14 protein-coding genes are annotated in these 15,604 nt (G+C 69.9%); 6 read left to right on the top strand and 8 right to left on the bottom strand.

Annotation, left to right across the window (positions count from 1 at the left end; all coding sequences use genetic code 11):
* Positions 1-2 precede the first annotated feature (2 nt).
* The 7 genes from IE246_RS16310 to IE246_RS16280 all read right to left on the bottom strand — a co-directional run bounded on the left by IE246_RS16310 (position 3) and on the right by IE246_RS16280 (position 8,235).
* On the bottom strand, positions 3-1,592 hold the full coding sequence (locus IE246_RS16310; RefSeq protein WP_189991517.1) for an ABC transporter substrate-binding protein: 1,590 nt from the start codon (positions 1,590-1,592) through the stop codon (positions 3-5).
* A gap of 160 nt (positions 1,593-1,752) precedes the next feature.
* On the bottom strand, positions 1,753-2,655 hold the full coding sequence (locus tag IE246_RS16305) for a polysaccharide deacetylase family protein (protein ID WP_189991515.1): 903 nt from the start codon (positions 2,653-2,655) through the stop codon (positions 1,753-1,755).
* 21 nt (positions 2,656-2,676) lie between these two features.
* Complete coding sequence (locus tag IE246_RS16300) at positions 2,677-3,981, bottom strand: TRAP transporter large permease (protein WP_189991513.1); 1,305 nt, start codon at positions 3,979-3,981, stop codon at positions 2,677-2,679.
* Positions 3,982-3,984: 3 nt separating this feature from the next.
* Positions 3,985-4,500: a TRAP transporter small permease gene (locus tag IE246_RS16295; RefSeq protein ID WP_189991511.1), complete on the bottom strand. Its 516-nt coding sequence runs from the start codon at positions 4,498-4,500 to the stop codon at positions 3,985-3,987.
* A gap of 72 nt (positions 4,501-4,572) precedes the next feature.
* On the bottom strand, positions 4,573-5,544 hold the full coding sequence (locus IE246_RS16290) for a TRAP transporter substrate-binding protein (protein WP_229837275.1): 972 nt from the start codon (positions 5,542-5,544) through the stop codon (positions 4,573-4,575).
* A gap of 112 nt (positions 5,545-5,656) precedes the next feature.
* A complete protein-coding gene (locus tag IE246_RS16285) occupies positions 5,657-6,991 on the bottom strand; it encodes an amidase (RefSeq protein WP_189991509.1) in 1,335 nt (444 codons plus the stop codon).
* Positions 6,992-6,993: 2 nt separating this feature from the next.
* The gene (locus IE246_RS16280) at positions 6,994-8,235 is read right to left on the bottom strand and encodes a NupC/NupG family nucleoside CNT transporter (protein WP_189991507.1); all 1,242 of its coding nucleotides are present in this window, start codon (positions 8,233-8,235) and stop codon (positions 6,994-6,996) included.
* Between the two features lie 168 nt (positions 8,236-8,403).
* On the opposite strand from IE246_RS16280, the gene IE246_RS16275 reads away from it, so the two are divergent.
* Genes IE246_RS16275 through IE246_RS16265 form a run of 3 tightly spaced genes read left to right on the top strand, consistent with a single transcriptional unit; the run spans position 8,404 to position 10,843 of the window.
* The gene (locus IE246_RS16275) at positions 8,404-9,252 is read left to right on the top strand and encodes a VOC family protein (protein ID WP_189991505.1); all 849 of its coding nucleotides are present in this window, start codon (positions 8,404-8,406) and stop codon (positions 9,250-9,252) included.
* Positions 9,249-10,529, top strand: coding sequence for an MFS transporter (locus IE246_RS16270; RefSeq protein WP_189991503.1), 1,281 nt, complete (start codon positions 9,249-9,251; stop codon positions 10,527-10,529). Before IE246_RS16275 ends, IE246_RS16270 begins: the two co-directional genes overlap by 4 nt.
* Positions 10,526-10,843: a hypothetical protein gene (locus IE246_RS16265; RefSeq protein ID WP_189991500.1), complete on the top strand. Its 318-nt coding sequence runs from the start codon at positions 10,526-10,528 to the stop codon at positions 10,841-10,843. The genes IE246_RS16270 and IE246_RS16265 overlap by 4 nt, the downstream gene beginning before the upstream one ends.
* Positions 10,844-10,967: 124 nt before the next feature.
* On the opposite strand, the gene IE246_RS16260 is transcribed toward IE246_RS16265, so the two are convergent.
* Positions 10,968-11,726 (bottom strand): GNAT family N-acetyltransferase, encoded by a 759-nt coding sequence (locus tag IE246_RS16260; protein WP_229837273.1) that lies wholly within the window; start codon positions 11,724-11,726, stop codon positions 10,968-10,970.
* Positions 11,727-11,850: 124 nt separating this feature from the next.
* On the opposite strand from IE246_RS16260, the gene IE246_RS16255 reads away from it, so the two are divergent.
* From IE246_RS16255 to IE246_RS16245, 3 genes are all read left to right on the top strand, one after another.
* On the top strand, positions 11,851-13,233 hold the full coding sequence (locus tag IE246_RS16255) for an aspartate aminotransferase family protein (RefSeq protein WP_189991496.1): 1,383 nt from the start codon (positions 11,851-11,853) through the stop codon (positions 13,231-13,233).
* A gap of 96 nt (positions 13,234-13,329) precedes the next feature.
* Positions 13,330-14,331, top strand: a complete 1,002-nt coding sequence (locus IE246_RS16250; protein WP_189991494.1) for an amidohydrolase family protein — start codon at positions 13,330-13,332, stop codon at positions 14,329-14,331.
* Between the two features lie 58 nt (positions 14,332-14,389).
* The gene (locus tag IE246_RS16245) at positions 14,390-15,226 is read left to right on the top strand and encodes an SDR family NAD(P)-dependent oxidoreductase (RefSeq protein WP_189991491.1); all 837 of its coding nucleotides are present in this window, start codon (positions 14,390-14,392) and stop codon (positions 15,224-15,226) included.
* Positions 15,227-15,604: the final 378 nt, after the last annotated feature.

Genomic DNA, 15,604 nt, shown 5'->3' with positions numbered 1-15,604 from the left:
GCTCAGTTCACCTTCACGTAGTACAGCATGAACTGGTTGTCGGCCCGCTGGGCGAGCTCGATGTTGGCGCGCTTGCCCCAGGCCAGACCCTGCTGGTGCAGCGGGATGTAGCCCCAGTCGTCGTTCAGCTGCTTGTACGCGTCGAAGATCATCTGGTCGCGCTTCTTGGCGTCGGTCTCGCTCAGGACCTTCGCGGTCAGTTCGTCGACCTTGGCGTTCGAGTAGCCGCCGACGTTGAACTTGCCGCGACCGTCGTCGGCCGGCGTGGCGATGATGTTGTACAGCACGTTCCAGCTGTCGAACGAGCCCGGGGTCCAGCCCAGCAGGTAGAAGCTGGTGTCGCGCTTCGGCCGCAGGATCTTGGCGAAGTACTGGGCCTTCGGCTGGGCCAGCAGGTCGACCTTGACGCCGACCTTGGCCAGCATCGCCACCACCGCCTGGCAGATCTTCTCGTCGTTGACGTAGCGGTTGTTCGGGCAGTCCATGCCGACCTCGAAGCCGTCCGGGTAGCCGGCCTCGGCCAGCAGCTTCTTCGACTTCTCGGGGTCGTACTCCGGCCGCTTGAACTCGTCGGAGCGCGAGAACAGGAACGGCGAGATCATCAGGGCCGACGGGGTCGACAGGCCGCGCATGATCTTCTTCTTGATCGCCTCGACGTCGACCGCGCGGTAGAACGCCTCGCGCACCCGCACGTCCTTGAACGGGTTCTTGCCCTTGACGTTGGAGTACAGGAGCTCGTCGTACTCCTGGTCCATGCCGAGGAAGATGGTGCGCAGCTCCGGCCCGGCCAGCACGTCGGTGTTCGGGTCGCCCTCGAGCCGCTTCATGTCCTGGACCGGCACCGGGTACATCATGTCGATCTCGCCGGACAGCAGGGCCGCTACCCGGGTCGAGTCGGAGCTGATCGGGGTCATGACGACCTCGGTCAGGTTGTGCTTCTTGTTGGCGGCGTCCCACCAGCCGTCATACGGCTTCAGCACGGTCTTCACGTCGGTCTCGCGCGAGGCGACCATGAACGGCCCGGTGCCGTTGGTGTTGCGGGTCGCGTAGTTCTCCTTGCCGGCGGTCACGTCGGTCGGAGCGGTGGCGTCGTTCGCCTCGGACCACTCCTTGTCCATGATGTACCAGGTCGCCCACTCGGCGTTCAGGATCGGGTTCGGGGCGTCGGTGACGAAGTCGACGGTGTGGTCGTCGACCTTGACGATCTCGGTCACGCCGGCGAGGCGCGTCTTGAGGTCGGACCCCTCGGCCCGCACCCGGTCGGCCGAGAACAGCACGTCGTCGGCGTTGAACTCGTTGCCGTTATGGAACTTCACGCCCTTGCGAAGGTGGAACCGCCAGCGCGTCGGCTCGACGATCTCCCAGCTCTCCGCCAGGGCCGGCTGGATCTGCAGGTTCTCGTCGCGCCGGATCAGCCCCTCGTACACGTTGCCGAGCAAACCGAGGGTGAAGGTCTCGTTCAGCGAGTATGGGTCCAGCGACTGGGCGTCGCCCTGGAAGGCCCATCGGAAGGTCTTGGCTTCCGCCGCGGGGGCGGCGAACGCCCCGGCGAGCACGGCCACCGCGGCGGCGGCCATCAACGTCTTACGCATTGTCAAAGCTCCCACGTGTGTCGCCAGTGGCGACGGTTCCGCATCTCGGTGGCGCGGACCGCCGCGTTCGACTTATTGGTGCCGGCCCTGCCGGCACATCGGGGCAATAAAGCTGTTGTGCCCTACGGCGTCAATCGCGAGCGGGTACGGCCGGCCGCCGTCAGGGCCCGTCCGGGAGCCGGCGCCCGTGCGTTCCGTCGGCCTCGACGAACCAGTCGCCGATCTCGCTGGACGTCATGAAGACGACGTCGTCGCGCTCGAGCAGCAGGTCGAGACAACGCTCGAAGTGATGCGCCACGTGGGGCACGCCGATCAGGTGCGGGTGCAGCGCGATCGTCAGGACCCGGGGCTGGATCGGCGCCTCGCGTTCGAAGACCGCCAGGGTCGCCTGCAGGCGCCGGTACATCTCGTCGCTCGAGCTGTGCTGCACCGCATAGATCGGCACGTCGTTCATCTCGAAGGTGTACGGCATCGCCACCATCGGGCCGTGCTCGGTTCGCATCCAGCACGGCAGGTCGTCGACCAGCCAGTCGTGCAGGAACTCGACGCCGTGCTTCCTGAGCAGGTCCGGTGTCTCCAGGGTCTCGCCGATCCCCGGGCCGAGCCAGGCACGGACCTGCTGCCCCGACAGGCCGCGCAGCCGGGCCAGCGAGCGCTCGATCTCCGCCTCCTGGTCCTCCGCCTGCTTCAGGGACTGCTGGAACCAGCCGTGCCCAACGAACTCCCAGCCGGCGGCCAGTACGGCGTCGGCGATCGTCGGATAGACGTCGGCGACCTGGGCGTTCATCAGCGCCGAGACCTTCAGGCCGCGATCAGCCACCGCCCGCATGAAGCGCGGCAGCCCGCACCGCAGGCCATACTCCACCCAGGCGAAGTTCGGGACGTCCGGCGGATCGCTCGGCCGGCCGTGCGGCGGCGGCAGCACACCGCGCGGCATCGGCCGGTCGAATGGCCAGTACTCGATGTTCATCGCCAGGTTCACCATGATCGGCTTGCCGCGATACGGGGCGAGCCGGGGCCGGTCGCTCGACAGCTCGAAGGGCACGCGTGGGTTCGACCACATGCAGGTTCACCTCGGTTGAGTTCAGCCGGTGGTCATCTGGCGCGGCAGGTAGGTCGCCATGTCCGGAAAGACGATCAGCAGCGCGACCATGACCACCATCACGATGAAGAACGGCAGGGCGGCACGCGCCAGATAAAGCAGGTCCCGCCCCGTCAGGGACTGGATCACGAACAGGTTGAGCCCGATCGGCGGCGTGATCTGCGACATCTCCACCACCACCACGATGTAGATCCCGAACCAGATCAGGTCGATGCCGGCCTGCTCGACCATCGGCATGATGACGGCGACGGTGAGCACGACGATCGAGATGCCGTCGAGGAAGCAGCCGAGCACCGCGAAGAACACGGTCAGCGCAAACAGCAGCATCATCGGCGAGAGCTGCAGGCCTGCGATCCATTCGGCCAGCTGACGCGGAATGCCGGTGAATCCCATGGCCACCGACAGGAACGCCGCCCCGGCCAGGATGAAGGCGATCATGCAGGACGTTCCGGTCGCGCCGAGCAGGCTCTCCTTGAAGGTCCGCCAGCTCAGGGAGCCGGTGACCGCCGACAGCAGGAGGGCACCGGCCACGCCGACCGCGGCCGCCTCGGTGGCGGTCGCGAAGCCGAGATAGATCGAGCCGATCACGCCGACGATCAGCAACACGATCGGGATCAGCCGCCCCGCGGCCATGATCTTCTGGCCGAAGCTCATCGAGAACTCGGCCGCCGGAACCTTCGACGGGTTGAGGAGCGCCCAGACCACGATCGTCGACATGAACAGGGTGACCAGCACCAGGCCGGGGACCACCCCCGCGATGAACAGCCGGCTGATCGACACGTCGGCCGCCACGCCGTACACGATCAGGATGATCGACGGCGGGATCAGCAGCCCGAGCGTCGCCGACCCCGCCAGCGTACCCAGCGTCATGCGCTCGTCGTAGCCGCGTTTGGCCAGCTCGGGGATGGTGATCCGGCCGATGGTCGCGGTCGTCGCCGCCGACGACCCGGAGACGGCGGCGAAGATTCCGCACCCGACCACGTTGACGTGCATCAGCCGGCCGGGGATCCGGGTCACCCAGGGGGCCAGTCCCTTGAACATGTCCTCCGCGAGGCGGGTCCGGAAAAGGATCTCGCCCATCCAGATGAACAGCGGCAGCGCGGTCAACGACCAGGACCACGACTGTCCCCAGCTGGTGGTCGCCAGGATCGCCCCGGGCGGCGACGACGAGAATGCCGCGATCCCCAGGATCCCGACCGCGAACAGCGATAGCGCGACCCAGAAGCCGCCGGCCAGCACGACCACCAGGACCAGGCCGAGGAAGGCGCCGATGAGCCCGACGTCCATGCCTCATACCTCCTGCGAGACGTCGGTGTCGCGCCCGGGGCCGCCGGACAGGTAGACGGGATCGAGGCCTCTCAGCATCCGCAGTGCGTCGGCCAGGAAGGCCAGGGTCAGCACGGTCACCCCGATCATCATTCCCGACTGCGGGATCCACAGCGGGATCGGCACCAGGCCCTGGGTCAGGTCGCCGAACGTGACGGAGTAGTAGACCATCTCGGCCGTGTTGACGGTGATGAACAGGCTCACGGCCAAGCCGCCGACGACACAAAGCGCCTCGGCGACGCGGCGGCGGGCTCGCGGCAGCCGATCGAGCAGCAGCGTGACGCGGATGTGGTGGTTCTTGCGAAGCGCGTAGCCGAGGGCGAGGAACGAAGAAGCCGACAGGCAGTACCCGGCGAACTCATCCGCGGAGGGGATCGCCACTCCCATGAGCCGGCCGACGACCTGGGCCAGCACCAGCACGCAGATCGCGGCGAGGAAGAACGCCGCCAGTCCGCCGCAGGCCGCGAACAGTCGATCCATCTGCTGTCTCCGAAATCGACGGCGCGTCACCGCCTCCCCCGGCCGAACCCCGGGGGAGGCGGCGCACCGCGATCAGTTGCGGTAGGCCTTCAGGAGGGCGGCGCCGTCGGCTCCTGCGCTCTTCTCCCAGTCGGCCGCCATCTTCGCACCGATATCCTTGAGCCCGGAAACCAGCTCCGCGCTGCCGGACTCGACCTTCATCCCCTTCGCCGCGAGTTCCTTCGAGCTGGAGTCGGAGACCTCCTTGCTCATCGTCCAGCCGCGCGCCTCGGCCGCCGCCGCGGCCTTCTGAACCGCTTCGCGTTCGGCATCGGAGAGCGAGCGCCAGGCGCGCTCGTTCACGAACACCATGTTCTTCGGCATCCAGGCGTTCAGGTCGTAGAAATAGCTGGCGAAGTCCCAGGCCTTGGTGCGCAGGCCGGTAGCGCCCGAGGTGACCATCGCGTCGACCACGCCGGTCGAGAACGCCTGCGGGATCTCGACCGCCTCGACGATCGTCGGGACCGCGCCCATCAGCTCGGCCATCGAGGCGGTCGCCGAGTTGTAGGTCCGGAACTTGACGCCCTTCAGGTCGGCGAGCGACGCGATCGGGCTCTTGGTGTAGAAGCCCTGGCCCGGCCACGGCACGGCATACAGCAGGCGCATGCCCTGCTTGGCCAGCCGCGCCTCCACCATGCCCCGCTGGGCCTTCCAGAGCTTGGCCGCCTCGTCGTAGTTCGACGCGAGGAACGGCACCGCGTCGACCCCGAAGATCGCGTCCTCGTTCAGCAGGTTCGCCATGAGCATTTCGGCGATCTGCACCTGGCCGGTCTGGACCGCGCGCTTGATCTCCGGATGCTTGAACAGCGACTGCCCGCTGTGGACGTTGATCTTGAGCGAGCCGCCGGTCGCGGTCTCGACGTCCTGGGCGAACAGGCGGATGTTCTTGGTGTGGAACTCCGCTTCCGGGTACGGCGTGGGCATCTCCCAGGTGGCCGCAGCAGCCACCGACACCGACATCATCCCGACGGTCGATGCGACGGTGAGCATCCTGAGCAACGACATGTCTCTCTCTCCCTGGCTGATCGCTGGCCGGACGGCCTGATGCAAATGTGTATACAATGCCGGCAATTGTAAACTGTCGACAGCGCAGGTTCGGGAGGACGTGCCTTTCGTCTCAGAGTCGGGCGAGCGCCGGTGCGACCACGGAGCCTGCTTCGACGGGTATCCGGCCGTGCCAATCGGTTTCCGACTGGTAGGCGTGGGCCATCGCCAGGAGCGTCGCGTCGGTTCCCGGACGCCCCACCAGCTGCATGGCGACCGGCATTCCGCGATCGTCGAAGCCGACCGGCAGAGCGACCGCCGGCAGCCCCAGATAGTTGGCAAATCGGGTGAACGCGCTCACCGCATAGAGCGTCCGCGGGGTGAAGGCCGGGGAGCCGGGTTCGACTTGCGAGAGCGGCGGCGTCCGGAGCGGCATGACCGGCAGGACCACCACGTCGGCATCCCGGAACAGCCGTTCCGACGCCTCCCCGGCCAGACCACGACGACGTTCGAGGCTCGCTGCCAGTTCGGCGTCGCCGATGTCGCGCCCCTTCGCGAGGCGTCTCGCGAAGACCGGGTCCAACTTTCCCCGCTCGATCGCCCCCGACCAGCACCGCCACGCTTCCGCCTGCATGACGGACAGCGCCTCGTCGCCGGCCTGCCGCATGACCTCCATCGCCTGGACCCGGGATCGGCCGCGGGCGAGTCCGTCCAGCACGTCCGCGGCCCCTCGAACGGCGCGGGCGACCGCCTCCTCGCTGGCCGATACGGCATCCTCGGCCACCGCGATCGCCGGCGCAGCGGACCCGGCCGGCACCGTGACCCGACCCGCGGTGAGAACCTCGGCCGCCGCAATGATGTCGGCAGCGCCTCGGGCGAGCGGGCCGATGGTATCGAGGCTCGGCGACAGCGGCATCGTTCCGTCCGTCGGTATCAGACCCGGCGTCGGCTTCCACGCGGTCACGCCACAAGCCTGTGCCGGAATCCGGACCGAGCCTCCGGTGTCGGACCCGAGGGCCAGCACGGCGGCGCCGGTCGCCACCGCGACCGCCGGACCGGAGGACGATCCGCCGGGCATGAAGGCCGTGTTCCACGGGTTCCGGGCAGTCCCGGCCCCCGACGGTTCGTACGCGAGCGGGGTCATTGCCGCGAAGCCGACGAGGTTGGCCCCGGCCGCGTCGAGAAGCCGAAGCACCCGGGCCGGCTCCCGGGTCGCGAGGTCGACGCCCTCCGGCAGGCCGCAGCCCGGGCGACGGAGCGCCGACACCATCATGTCCTTGACGGCGTACGGCAGGCCGGCCAACGGTCCCGAGCCGACCGGTCGTTCGGGAGCGATTTCGACGAAGGCGTGAAATGTGTCCTGCAGCGCCCCGGCGATCTCCCGACTGATCTCGAGGACCCGCCCGCGCCCGGACCGGTCGAGCGTCGCCCAGTCCGGCCAGCGTTGCCGCTTCGCTTCACCCGTCATCTTCAGAGCACCCCGATCACCGCGCCGGTCGACAGGGTCGCCAGCGTGCCGGCGACGATCGACTTGATGCCGAGGCCGGCGATCTCGGCCCGACGCTCCGGGACCAGCCCGGCCATACCGCCGAGCATGATGCCGAGGCTGCCGAAGTTGGCGAACCCGCACATCGCGTAGGTCATGATCAGCCGGCTGCGCTCGGACAGCGCGTCCGGTGGCAGCTTCGCGAAGTCGAGATACGCGACGAACTCGTTGACCGCGGTCTTGGTGCCCATCAGCCGGCCGCCGACCGCCGCCTCGTCCCAGGGCAGGCCGATCAGCCAGACCAGCGGCCGCATCACCCATCCGAAGAGCCGGCTGAGCGACAGCGCCTCGCCGCCGACCGCCGGCAGCAGCCCGAGGACCGAGTCGACCAGCGCGACCAGGGCGACCATCACCAGCAGCATCGCGATGATCCCGAGGAACAGCTCCAGCCCGGCCTGGGTGCCGCGGGCGATGGCGTCCATGGTGCCGGTGGCCTCGGACGCGATCTCGAGCGAGCCGCCCGTCGGCAGCCCCTCGCGCGGGATCATCAGGGCGGCGACGGCGATCGCGGCCGGGGCGCTGATGATCGAGGCGACCAGCAGGTGGCCGGCGGCGTCCGGCAGCACCGGGCCGATGATGGTGGCGTACAGCACCATCATGGTGCCGGCGATGGTCGCCATGCCGCAGGTCATCACCATGAACAGTTCGCTGCGGTCGAGCCGGGCCAGATACGGCCGCACGAACATCGGCGCCTCGACCATGCCGATGAAGATGTTGGCGGCGGCCGACAGGCCGACCGGGCCGCCGACGCCGAGCGTGCGCTCGAACAGCAGGGCGAAGCCGCGCACGATCAGCGGCAGCACCCGCCAGTAGGTCAGCACCGCGGCCAGCGCCGAGATCACGATGACCAGCGGCAGCGCCCGGAACGCCAGGATGAACGCCGCCCCCGGCCGGGTCTCCTCGAACGGCAGCGGGCCGCCGCCGAGATACCCGAACACCAGGGTCGAGCCGGCCTCGGTCGCCGACTGCAGCGCCAGCACCAGCCCGTTGAGCCCGGCGAACGCCGCCCGGACCGGCGGGACGTGCAGGACGATGGCGGCTACTGCCAGCTGCAGGGCGATGCCGACCAGCACCACCTGCGGCCGGACCAGGCGGCGGTTCTCGCTGATCGCCCAGGCGATCGCGAAGATCGCGATCAGCCCGACCCCGGATTGAAGTCGTTCCATGGTGGCCCCCGCCGTTGCCTGCCCGCCGCTGTCTGCCCGCCACTGTCTGCCGGCGGCGAGTGTGGCGGCAGCCGCCGGCATGTACAACCGGCCGGTTCGGCCGCCGGATTGACGGTGAGACCGCGACCGCATCTGTGGCATTGTCCCGGCAAAACGAGGAGGAACCGCATGCCCGTCCGAGACATCGACCACGTCGTGGTGATGACGCGCGACCTGGAATCCGCGCGCGCCGGCTGGGAGCAGCTCGGCTTCACCACCACGCCGCGCGCCGTCCACCCGTTCGGGACCGCCAACAGCCTGATCCAGATGCAGGGCAACTTCGTCGAGCTGCTGGAGATCGACGACGCGAGCCTGATTCCCCCGATGGCGGACCGGTTCTTCAGCTTCGCCGAGCACAACCGCGCGTTCCTGGAACGCTGCGGCGAAGGCGCATCGATGCTGGTTCTGACCAGCGACGACCGCGACGCCGATCGCGCCGGCTGGAGCACCCGGGGGCTGCGCGAGTACGACCCGGTCGACTTCGAGCGCCAGGCCACGCTGCCGGACGGCAGCAAGGTCCGGGTCGCGTTCTCGCTGGCCTTCACCGGCGATGCGGCGCTGGACGGGCTCAGCTTCTTCGTGTGCCAGCAGCACACGCCCGAGGCGTTCTGGAAGCCCGACTACCAGAAGCACCGCAACGGCGCCCGGCGGATCAGCGCCGTCACCCTCGCCTCCCCGGATCCCGAGGTGGCACGGCCGTTCCTGGAGGCCTATTCCGGCGGCACCGCGGGGGCCACCGCCCCGGACGGCTGCTACGGGGTCGCCCTGGCGCACGACCGCCTCGAGGTCGTGCCCGGCAGCCCGCCGGCGATCCCGGCGATCGACATCGCCGTCGACGACGTCGAGGCGGCGGCCGGCCTGCTGGCGGGCGCCTGGCGCGACGGACCGGCGGTCGTGGTGCCGCCGGAGATCACCAACGGCGTGTGCGTCCGGCTGGTCCCCGCCGCCGGGTCGGCGATGGAGACCGCTGCCCGATGACAGTCGAAACCCGGGTGGCCACGCCACCGTCCCCCACCGTGGCCCCGACCATGACCAGGCTGGTCGCGGTGGTCTTCCTGCCGTTCGCCGGCGGCTATTTCCTGTCCTACCTGTTCCGCTCGACCAACGCGGTCATCGCCCCGCAGCTGACCGACCAGATCGGGCTGACGGCGGCCGATCTCGGCCTGCTGACCAGCTGCTACTTCCTGGCCTTCGCCAGCTTCCAGCTGCCGCTCGGCCTGCTCCTGGACCGGTTCGGGCCGCGCCGGGTGCAGTCCGCGCTGCTGCTGTCGGCGGCGCTCGGGGCCGGCCTGTTCGCAGCCGGCGACTCGCTGGTCGAGCTGGCGGTCGCCCGGGCCTTCATCGGGCTCGGGGTCTCCGGCGGGCTGATGGCGTCGTTCAAGGCGATCACCCTGTGGTTCCCGAAGGACCGCTGGCCGCTGGTCAACGGCTGCTTCCTGGCGATGGGCGGGCTCGGCGCGATCGCCGCCACCGCGCCGCTGGAAGCCGCCCTCGAGGTCACCGACTGGCGCGGGGTGTTCGCCGGCCTCGCCGCGGTCACCGTGCTGGTCGCCGCCGTCATCCGGTTCGCGGTGCCGGAACGCCCGGCGACCGGCGGCCACGGCACGTTCCGCCAGCAGGTCGCCGGCTACCGCACGGTGTTCGGCGACCGGCTGTTCTGGCGGGTGGCGCCGCTGACCGTCACCACCATGACCGCCAATCTGGCGATCCAGGGGCTGTGGGCCGGCCCGTGGCTGCGCGACGTCGCCGGCTTCGACCGGGCCGGCGTCGCCACCTACCTGTTCGCCATCGCCGCCGCCATGACCGCCGGTTTCGTGGCGACCGGCGCGTTCGCCGACTGGTGCGGCCGCCGCGGCATCGGCCTGATCCCGGTGGTCGGCGGGCTGTGCGCCGCGTTCCTGCTGGCCCAGGCGGCGATCGCCTTCGAGCTGGCGCCGGCCTCGCTGCTGCCGTGGCTGGCGTTCGGCCTGCTGGCGAACGGCGCCGCCCTGGCCTACCCGCTGCTGAACCGGCACTTCCCGCTCGCGCTGGCCGGCCGGGCCTCGACCGGATTGAACACCCTGGCCTTCTTTGGCGCGTTCGCGGGACAATATCTCCTGGGGGCCGCCATCGACCTGTGGCCGCCCGCCGAGGCCGGCGGCTATCGGCCGGAAGCCTATCGCTGGGCGTTCGGCGGGCTTCTGGCGCTGCAGGCGGCGGGGCTGCTGTGGTATTTGCTGCCCGGAGGCACGCGCGAACCGGAGACCGCCCGTTGAGCCGCGACGTCAAGACCGAGGCCTTCGCCATGGCCTCCTTCGTCCTGCTGGTGAACACCCTGCGCACCCTGGTGCGCAAGGGCGTGCTGGACCGCAGCGAGGCGGTCGAGATGGTGGACGAGGCGCGCCGGCAGCTCGACCAGCTGATCGCCGCCAACCGGACCGACCGCACGGTCATGCTGGAGCGCGAGCTGCTGGACTACGAGGCGATCTTCCGCAACATCGACGACCGCGCCGCCGAGGACCTGCTGCGCACCCTGCGCGACGCCCTCAACCGGATTATGGACGACGATTCCGAGCCGGTAGACATCTGAGCGACGACCTCCTGACGGTGGGTCCCGGCTCTCCACGGCCGCGCCGCTGCGGCCGGGATGAGGCTTCTCCCTTCAATCCTCATCCCGGGCAAGCGAAGCGCGACCCGGGACCTATCTGCCCCCCTCACCCCGGCCCGACCACCAGCTCGGCACGTTGGTCGATCAGTTCGAACCCCATCGCCTCGTAGCTGCGGCAGGCCGCCCGGTTCTCGGCGGTCGCCCCGAGGGTGGCGAGCCGGATGCCGTCGGCGGCCAGCGACGCCAGCACCGCCGCCATGACCACCTTGGCGAGGCCGCGGCCGCGATGCTCGGGGATCGTCAGGAAGTTTCCGAGGTTGACGGTCGACAGCCCGGCGTTCCGGATCACCACGCCGCCGCACGCCACCAGCGACCCGCCTTCGACCAGCCCGACCAGCGTGTCCTCGAGCATCCAGCGCGAGAAGATGGTCGACGGATGGTGCGCCCGGAACAGCGCCGCCGCTGTCTCGTAGTCCGCCGCCGCCAGGCGACGGCAGCGCGGGTCCGGCGGCGGCTCGTCGCCGACCGGCCGGGCGTAGTAGCGGATGCTCTGGTCGGCCAGCACCCGGCCGACGCACAGCTCGATCACCGCCGGCCGCAGCGGCTCGGCCACGTGCAGCTCGGTCCGGCGATCGGTCGCGCAGACCGCAGCCAGTTCGTCGTCCGCCAGCCGGCCGATGACGGTACGCACCGTCACGTCGTCGAACTCGATCGCCAGAACCGCGCCGGCCCCGGCCCGGCCGATCATGACCGAGCGGTTCCGCTCGCCCGCCCGGGCCGCGTCGAGCCCGGCCTCGAAGTACAGCCGGAACACCGGGTGCCCACCCAGCAACCCGCGGACCGCCGCGCACTCGCCGTCGGTCAATCCAGCCAGTTGCCGGAATCCGTCAGCAGACGCTTCGATCACCGGTTCAGCCCCCCTTTCGCGCAAAAATTGGCGTGATAAGGTCGCGGGTCAGACATCTCGTACCCCGTCTCGGGAGAACACCATGAGCTTCCAGCCGAATTCACCGGCGGCGCGCGACGTCGCCTATTTCCTCCATCCGTACACCAACGCCAAGGCCCACGAAGAGCAGGGCCCGATGATCATCGAGCGAGGCCAGGGCGTGTACGTCTACGACGACGCCGGCAAGGCCTATATCGAGGCGATGGCGGGTCTGTGGTGCGCCTCGCTCGGCTTCGACGAGAAGCGCCTGGTCAAGGCCGCGACGGCCCAGCTCGAGAAGCTGCCGTACTACCACACCTTCGCCCACAAGGCGCACCTGCCGGGCATCGACCTGGCGGAGAAGCTGATCCAGCTCGCGCCGGTGCCGATGTCGAAGGTGTTCTTCTGCTCCTCGGGCTCCGAGGCCAACGACACCGTCATCAAGCTGGTCTGGTACTACAACAACGCCCGCGGCCGGCATGCCAAGAAGAAGTTCATCAGCCGGATCAAGGGCTATCACGGCGTCACCGTCGCCTCGGCCAGCCTGACCGGCACCCCGGTCAACCATCCGGGCTTCGACCTGCCGTTGGCCGGCTTCAAGCACACCTCGAACCCGCACTACTACCGCTTCGGCCAGGAGGGCGAGAGCGAGGAGGACTTCGCCACCCGGATGGCGAACGACCTGGAGCAGATGATCCTGGAAGAGGGCCCGGAGACGGTCGCGGCGTTCATCGCCGAGCCGATCCAGGGTGCCGGCGGCGTCATCGTCCCACCGGCCACCTACTTCGAGAAGATCCAGGCGGTCCTCAAGAAGTACGACGTGCTGATGGTCGCCGACGAGGTGATCTGCGGCTTCGGGCGCACCGGCAACTTCTGGGGCTCCCAGACCGTCGGCATCAAGCCGGACATCCTGAGCTGCGCCAAGGCGCTGTCGTCCAGCTACCTGCCGATCTCGGCGGTGATGATGACCGACGAGGTGTACCAGCCGATCGCCCAGGCCAGCGCCGATCTCGGCGTGCTCGGCCACGGCTACACCTACTCGGCGCACCCGGTGTGCGCCGCGGTCGCGCTCGAGACCCTCAAGATCTACGAGGAGCGCGACATCGTCGGCCACGTGCAGGCCGTGGCGCCGCGCTTCCTGGAGCGGCTGCACGCGCTCGGCGCCCACCCGCTGGTCGGCGAGACCCGCGGCCGCGGCCTGATGGGCGCGCTGGAGATCGTCGCCGACAAGGCCACCAAGGCCCCGTTCGACCCGAAGGCCGGCGCCGGTGCCCTGGCCTACAAGGCGGCGGCCGAGCACGGCCTGATCGTGCGGTCGATCGGCGACACCATCGCCTTCACCCCGCCGCTGATCATCAACGAGAGCCAGATCGACGAGATGTTCGACAAGATGCACAAGGCTCTCGACGACGCCCTGGCGGCGCTCAAGAAGGCCCAGGCGGCGTAAGGTCTACGCGGCGTAAGGCCCACGCCAGCCGGAAGTTCATGGAGGGGGCCGCCTCGGCGGCCCCCTTCTGCGTCCACCCCAGCCCGCTGAACCGCCATGCCGCCCGTCATCGACGCCCACGCCCACTTCCTCCCCGAGCCGATCGTGGCCGCGCTCCGCGCCCGCGGCGAGGCGCCGGACATCCGCGCCGAGCCCGGCGGCGGCGAGAGCTTCGGGATCTACCGCACCCGCATGCCCTACGGCCGGGCCTACGACGACCTGGACGCCCGGCTCGCCCGCATGGAGGAACTCGGCGTCGACCGCCAGGTGATCTCGCTGCCGGGGTTGTTCGGCGTCGACTCGCGGCCGGCCGACCAGGCGCTACCGCTGGTGCGTGCCTTCAACGACGGCATCGCCGAGCTGGTGCGCCGGCATCCCGACAGATTCTCCGGCATCGCCGCCCTGCCGCTGGCCGATCCGGCCGCGGCCCTGGAGGAGTACCGCCGGGCCCGCGGCCTGGGCTTGAGCGGCATGATCCTGCCGGGCGACGCCTTCGTCAGCGTCGCCGGCGCCGAACGGGTGCGACCGCTGTTCGAGCTGGCGGCCGAGATCGGCGGGCTGGCGTTCGTGCATCCGGGGCCGCTGCCCGACACGGTCTCGGGCGCCGTCGACGCCCCGGCCCCGCACAGCGACAGCATCGTCCATCGCCGGGTCACCGTGGACATCCAGAACCGCATGACCGAGGTGATGGTCACCCTGGCGCTGACCGATTTCCTCGATCCCTACCCCTCGGTGCCGGTGCAGGTCGCCAATTTGGGCGGCACCCTGCCGTTCGTGATCGAGCGCATGGACCACGTCTACGCGCTGCGCCACCCGGACCAGCCGGCGCCGTCGCGCAGCCTGCGCCCGCTCTACGTCGACGCCGCCTCGCTCGGGCCGCGGGCGATCGCGCTGGCCGCCGAGGTGTACGGCGCCGACCGGGTGCTGTTCGGCAGCGACTGGCCGATCTTCGACGACGCCCGCTGCCTCGACGCGGCGCGCCAGGCTCGGCTCACCCCGACCGAGCAGGCCCTGATCGCCGGCGGCAACGCCGAGCGCATGCTGGCCGAGGCCGGTTGACCGGCCGGGCCGGCGCTCCGACCATCGGCCGGAAGGCCCCCAGCCCGGAGACCGTCCCATGACCCATCCCGTCCTCGGCTCCCACCGCGCCGCCGTCGTCACCGGTGCCGCCAGCGGCATCGGCCTCGCCACCTGCGAGCGGTTCGCCGCACTGGGCATGCCGGTCTGCCTGATCGACCTGGAGGACGACGCCCTGGAGCGGGCCCGAGACCGGGTCGCCGCCCATGTCGCACACCCGCACCAGCAGGTGATCGCGGTCGCCGCCGACGTCTCGAACGCCGCCGAGATGGAAGCGACCGCGGAGCACGTGCAGGACCGGCTCGGCCCGGTGGCCATGCTGATGAACAACGCCGTCACCCGGACCGGCGGCGGTGTCTGGGCCAGCCCCGACGACTGGCGAAAGGCCTTTGAGGTCAATTTCTGGGGCGTCACCAACGGGGTGAACGCCTTCGTGCCGGCCATGATCGCGCACGGCGAGCCGGCCATGGTGGTGAACTGCGGCTCCAAGCAGGGCATCACCAACCCGCCCGGCAACACCGCCTACAACGTCACCAAGTCGGCGGTGAAGTCCTACACCGAGGGGCTGCAGCACGAGCTGCGCAACACTGCGGGCTGCCAGGTCACCGCCCACCTGCTGGTGCCGGGCTGGACCACCACCGGCAACCGGCCGCACAACCCCGGCGCCTGGCTGCCGGAGCAGGTGGTCGACCGGATGATCGGGGCACTCGAGGCCGGCGACTTCTACATCGTCTGCCCGGACAACGAGGTCACCCCGGAGATGGACCGCGCCCGCATCCTGTGGGGCGCCGGCGACATCACCGAGAACCGCCCGGCCCTGTCGCGCTGGCACCCGGACTGGCAGGCCGCATTCGCCGCGTTCAAGCCGGGGGAGTAGCCGCTCTGCAGCGCCGAGGCGGCGGGTGGGTTCCGACTCGGCCGCGCCGGGGCGGCCCGGCCGTCCGGAATGACGACAAGGGGGACGTTCCGCCGCTTTCTCCCCCTGTCGTCATTCCGGAGCGGGTCGCCGCAGGCGGGTCGCATCCGGAACCCACGCAGCGACGTGCGACTGCTGCGCTACACCGCACTGCGGCAATTCCGCCACACCCGGCGGCCAACTGCGTCATCCCGCCGCAGTTCGACTCGACGGCCCGCATGGGTTGTGCGAGACAGGGCGCCCGTCGGCTGCGGCCCGTCCGCCCCGGCGACAACCGAAAGGAAACTCGATGTCGTACGAACGGCTTCTGATTCTCGGCCGAATGGCCTGAGGCGCCGG

Origin of the sequence: Thalassobaculum fulvum, from assembly GCF_014652915.1 — a bacterium.
Classification (GTDB): Bacteria; Pseudomonadota; Alphaproteobacteria; order Thalassobaculales; family Thalassobaculaceae; genus Thalassobaculum_A; species Thalassobaculum_A fulvum.
Note: the sequence above shows the minus strand (reverse complement) of the source record. Positions and strands in the feature narration are given on the sequence as shown.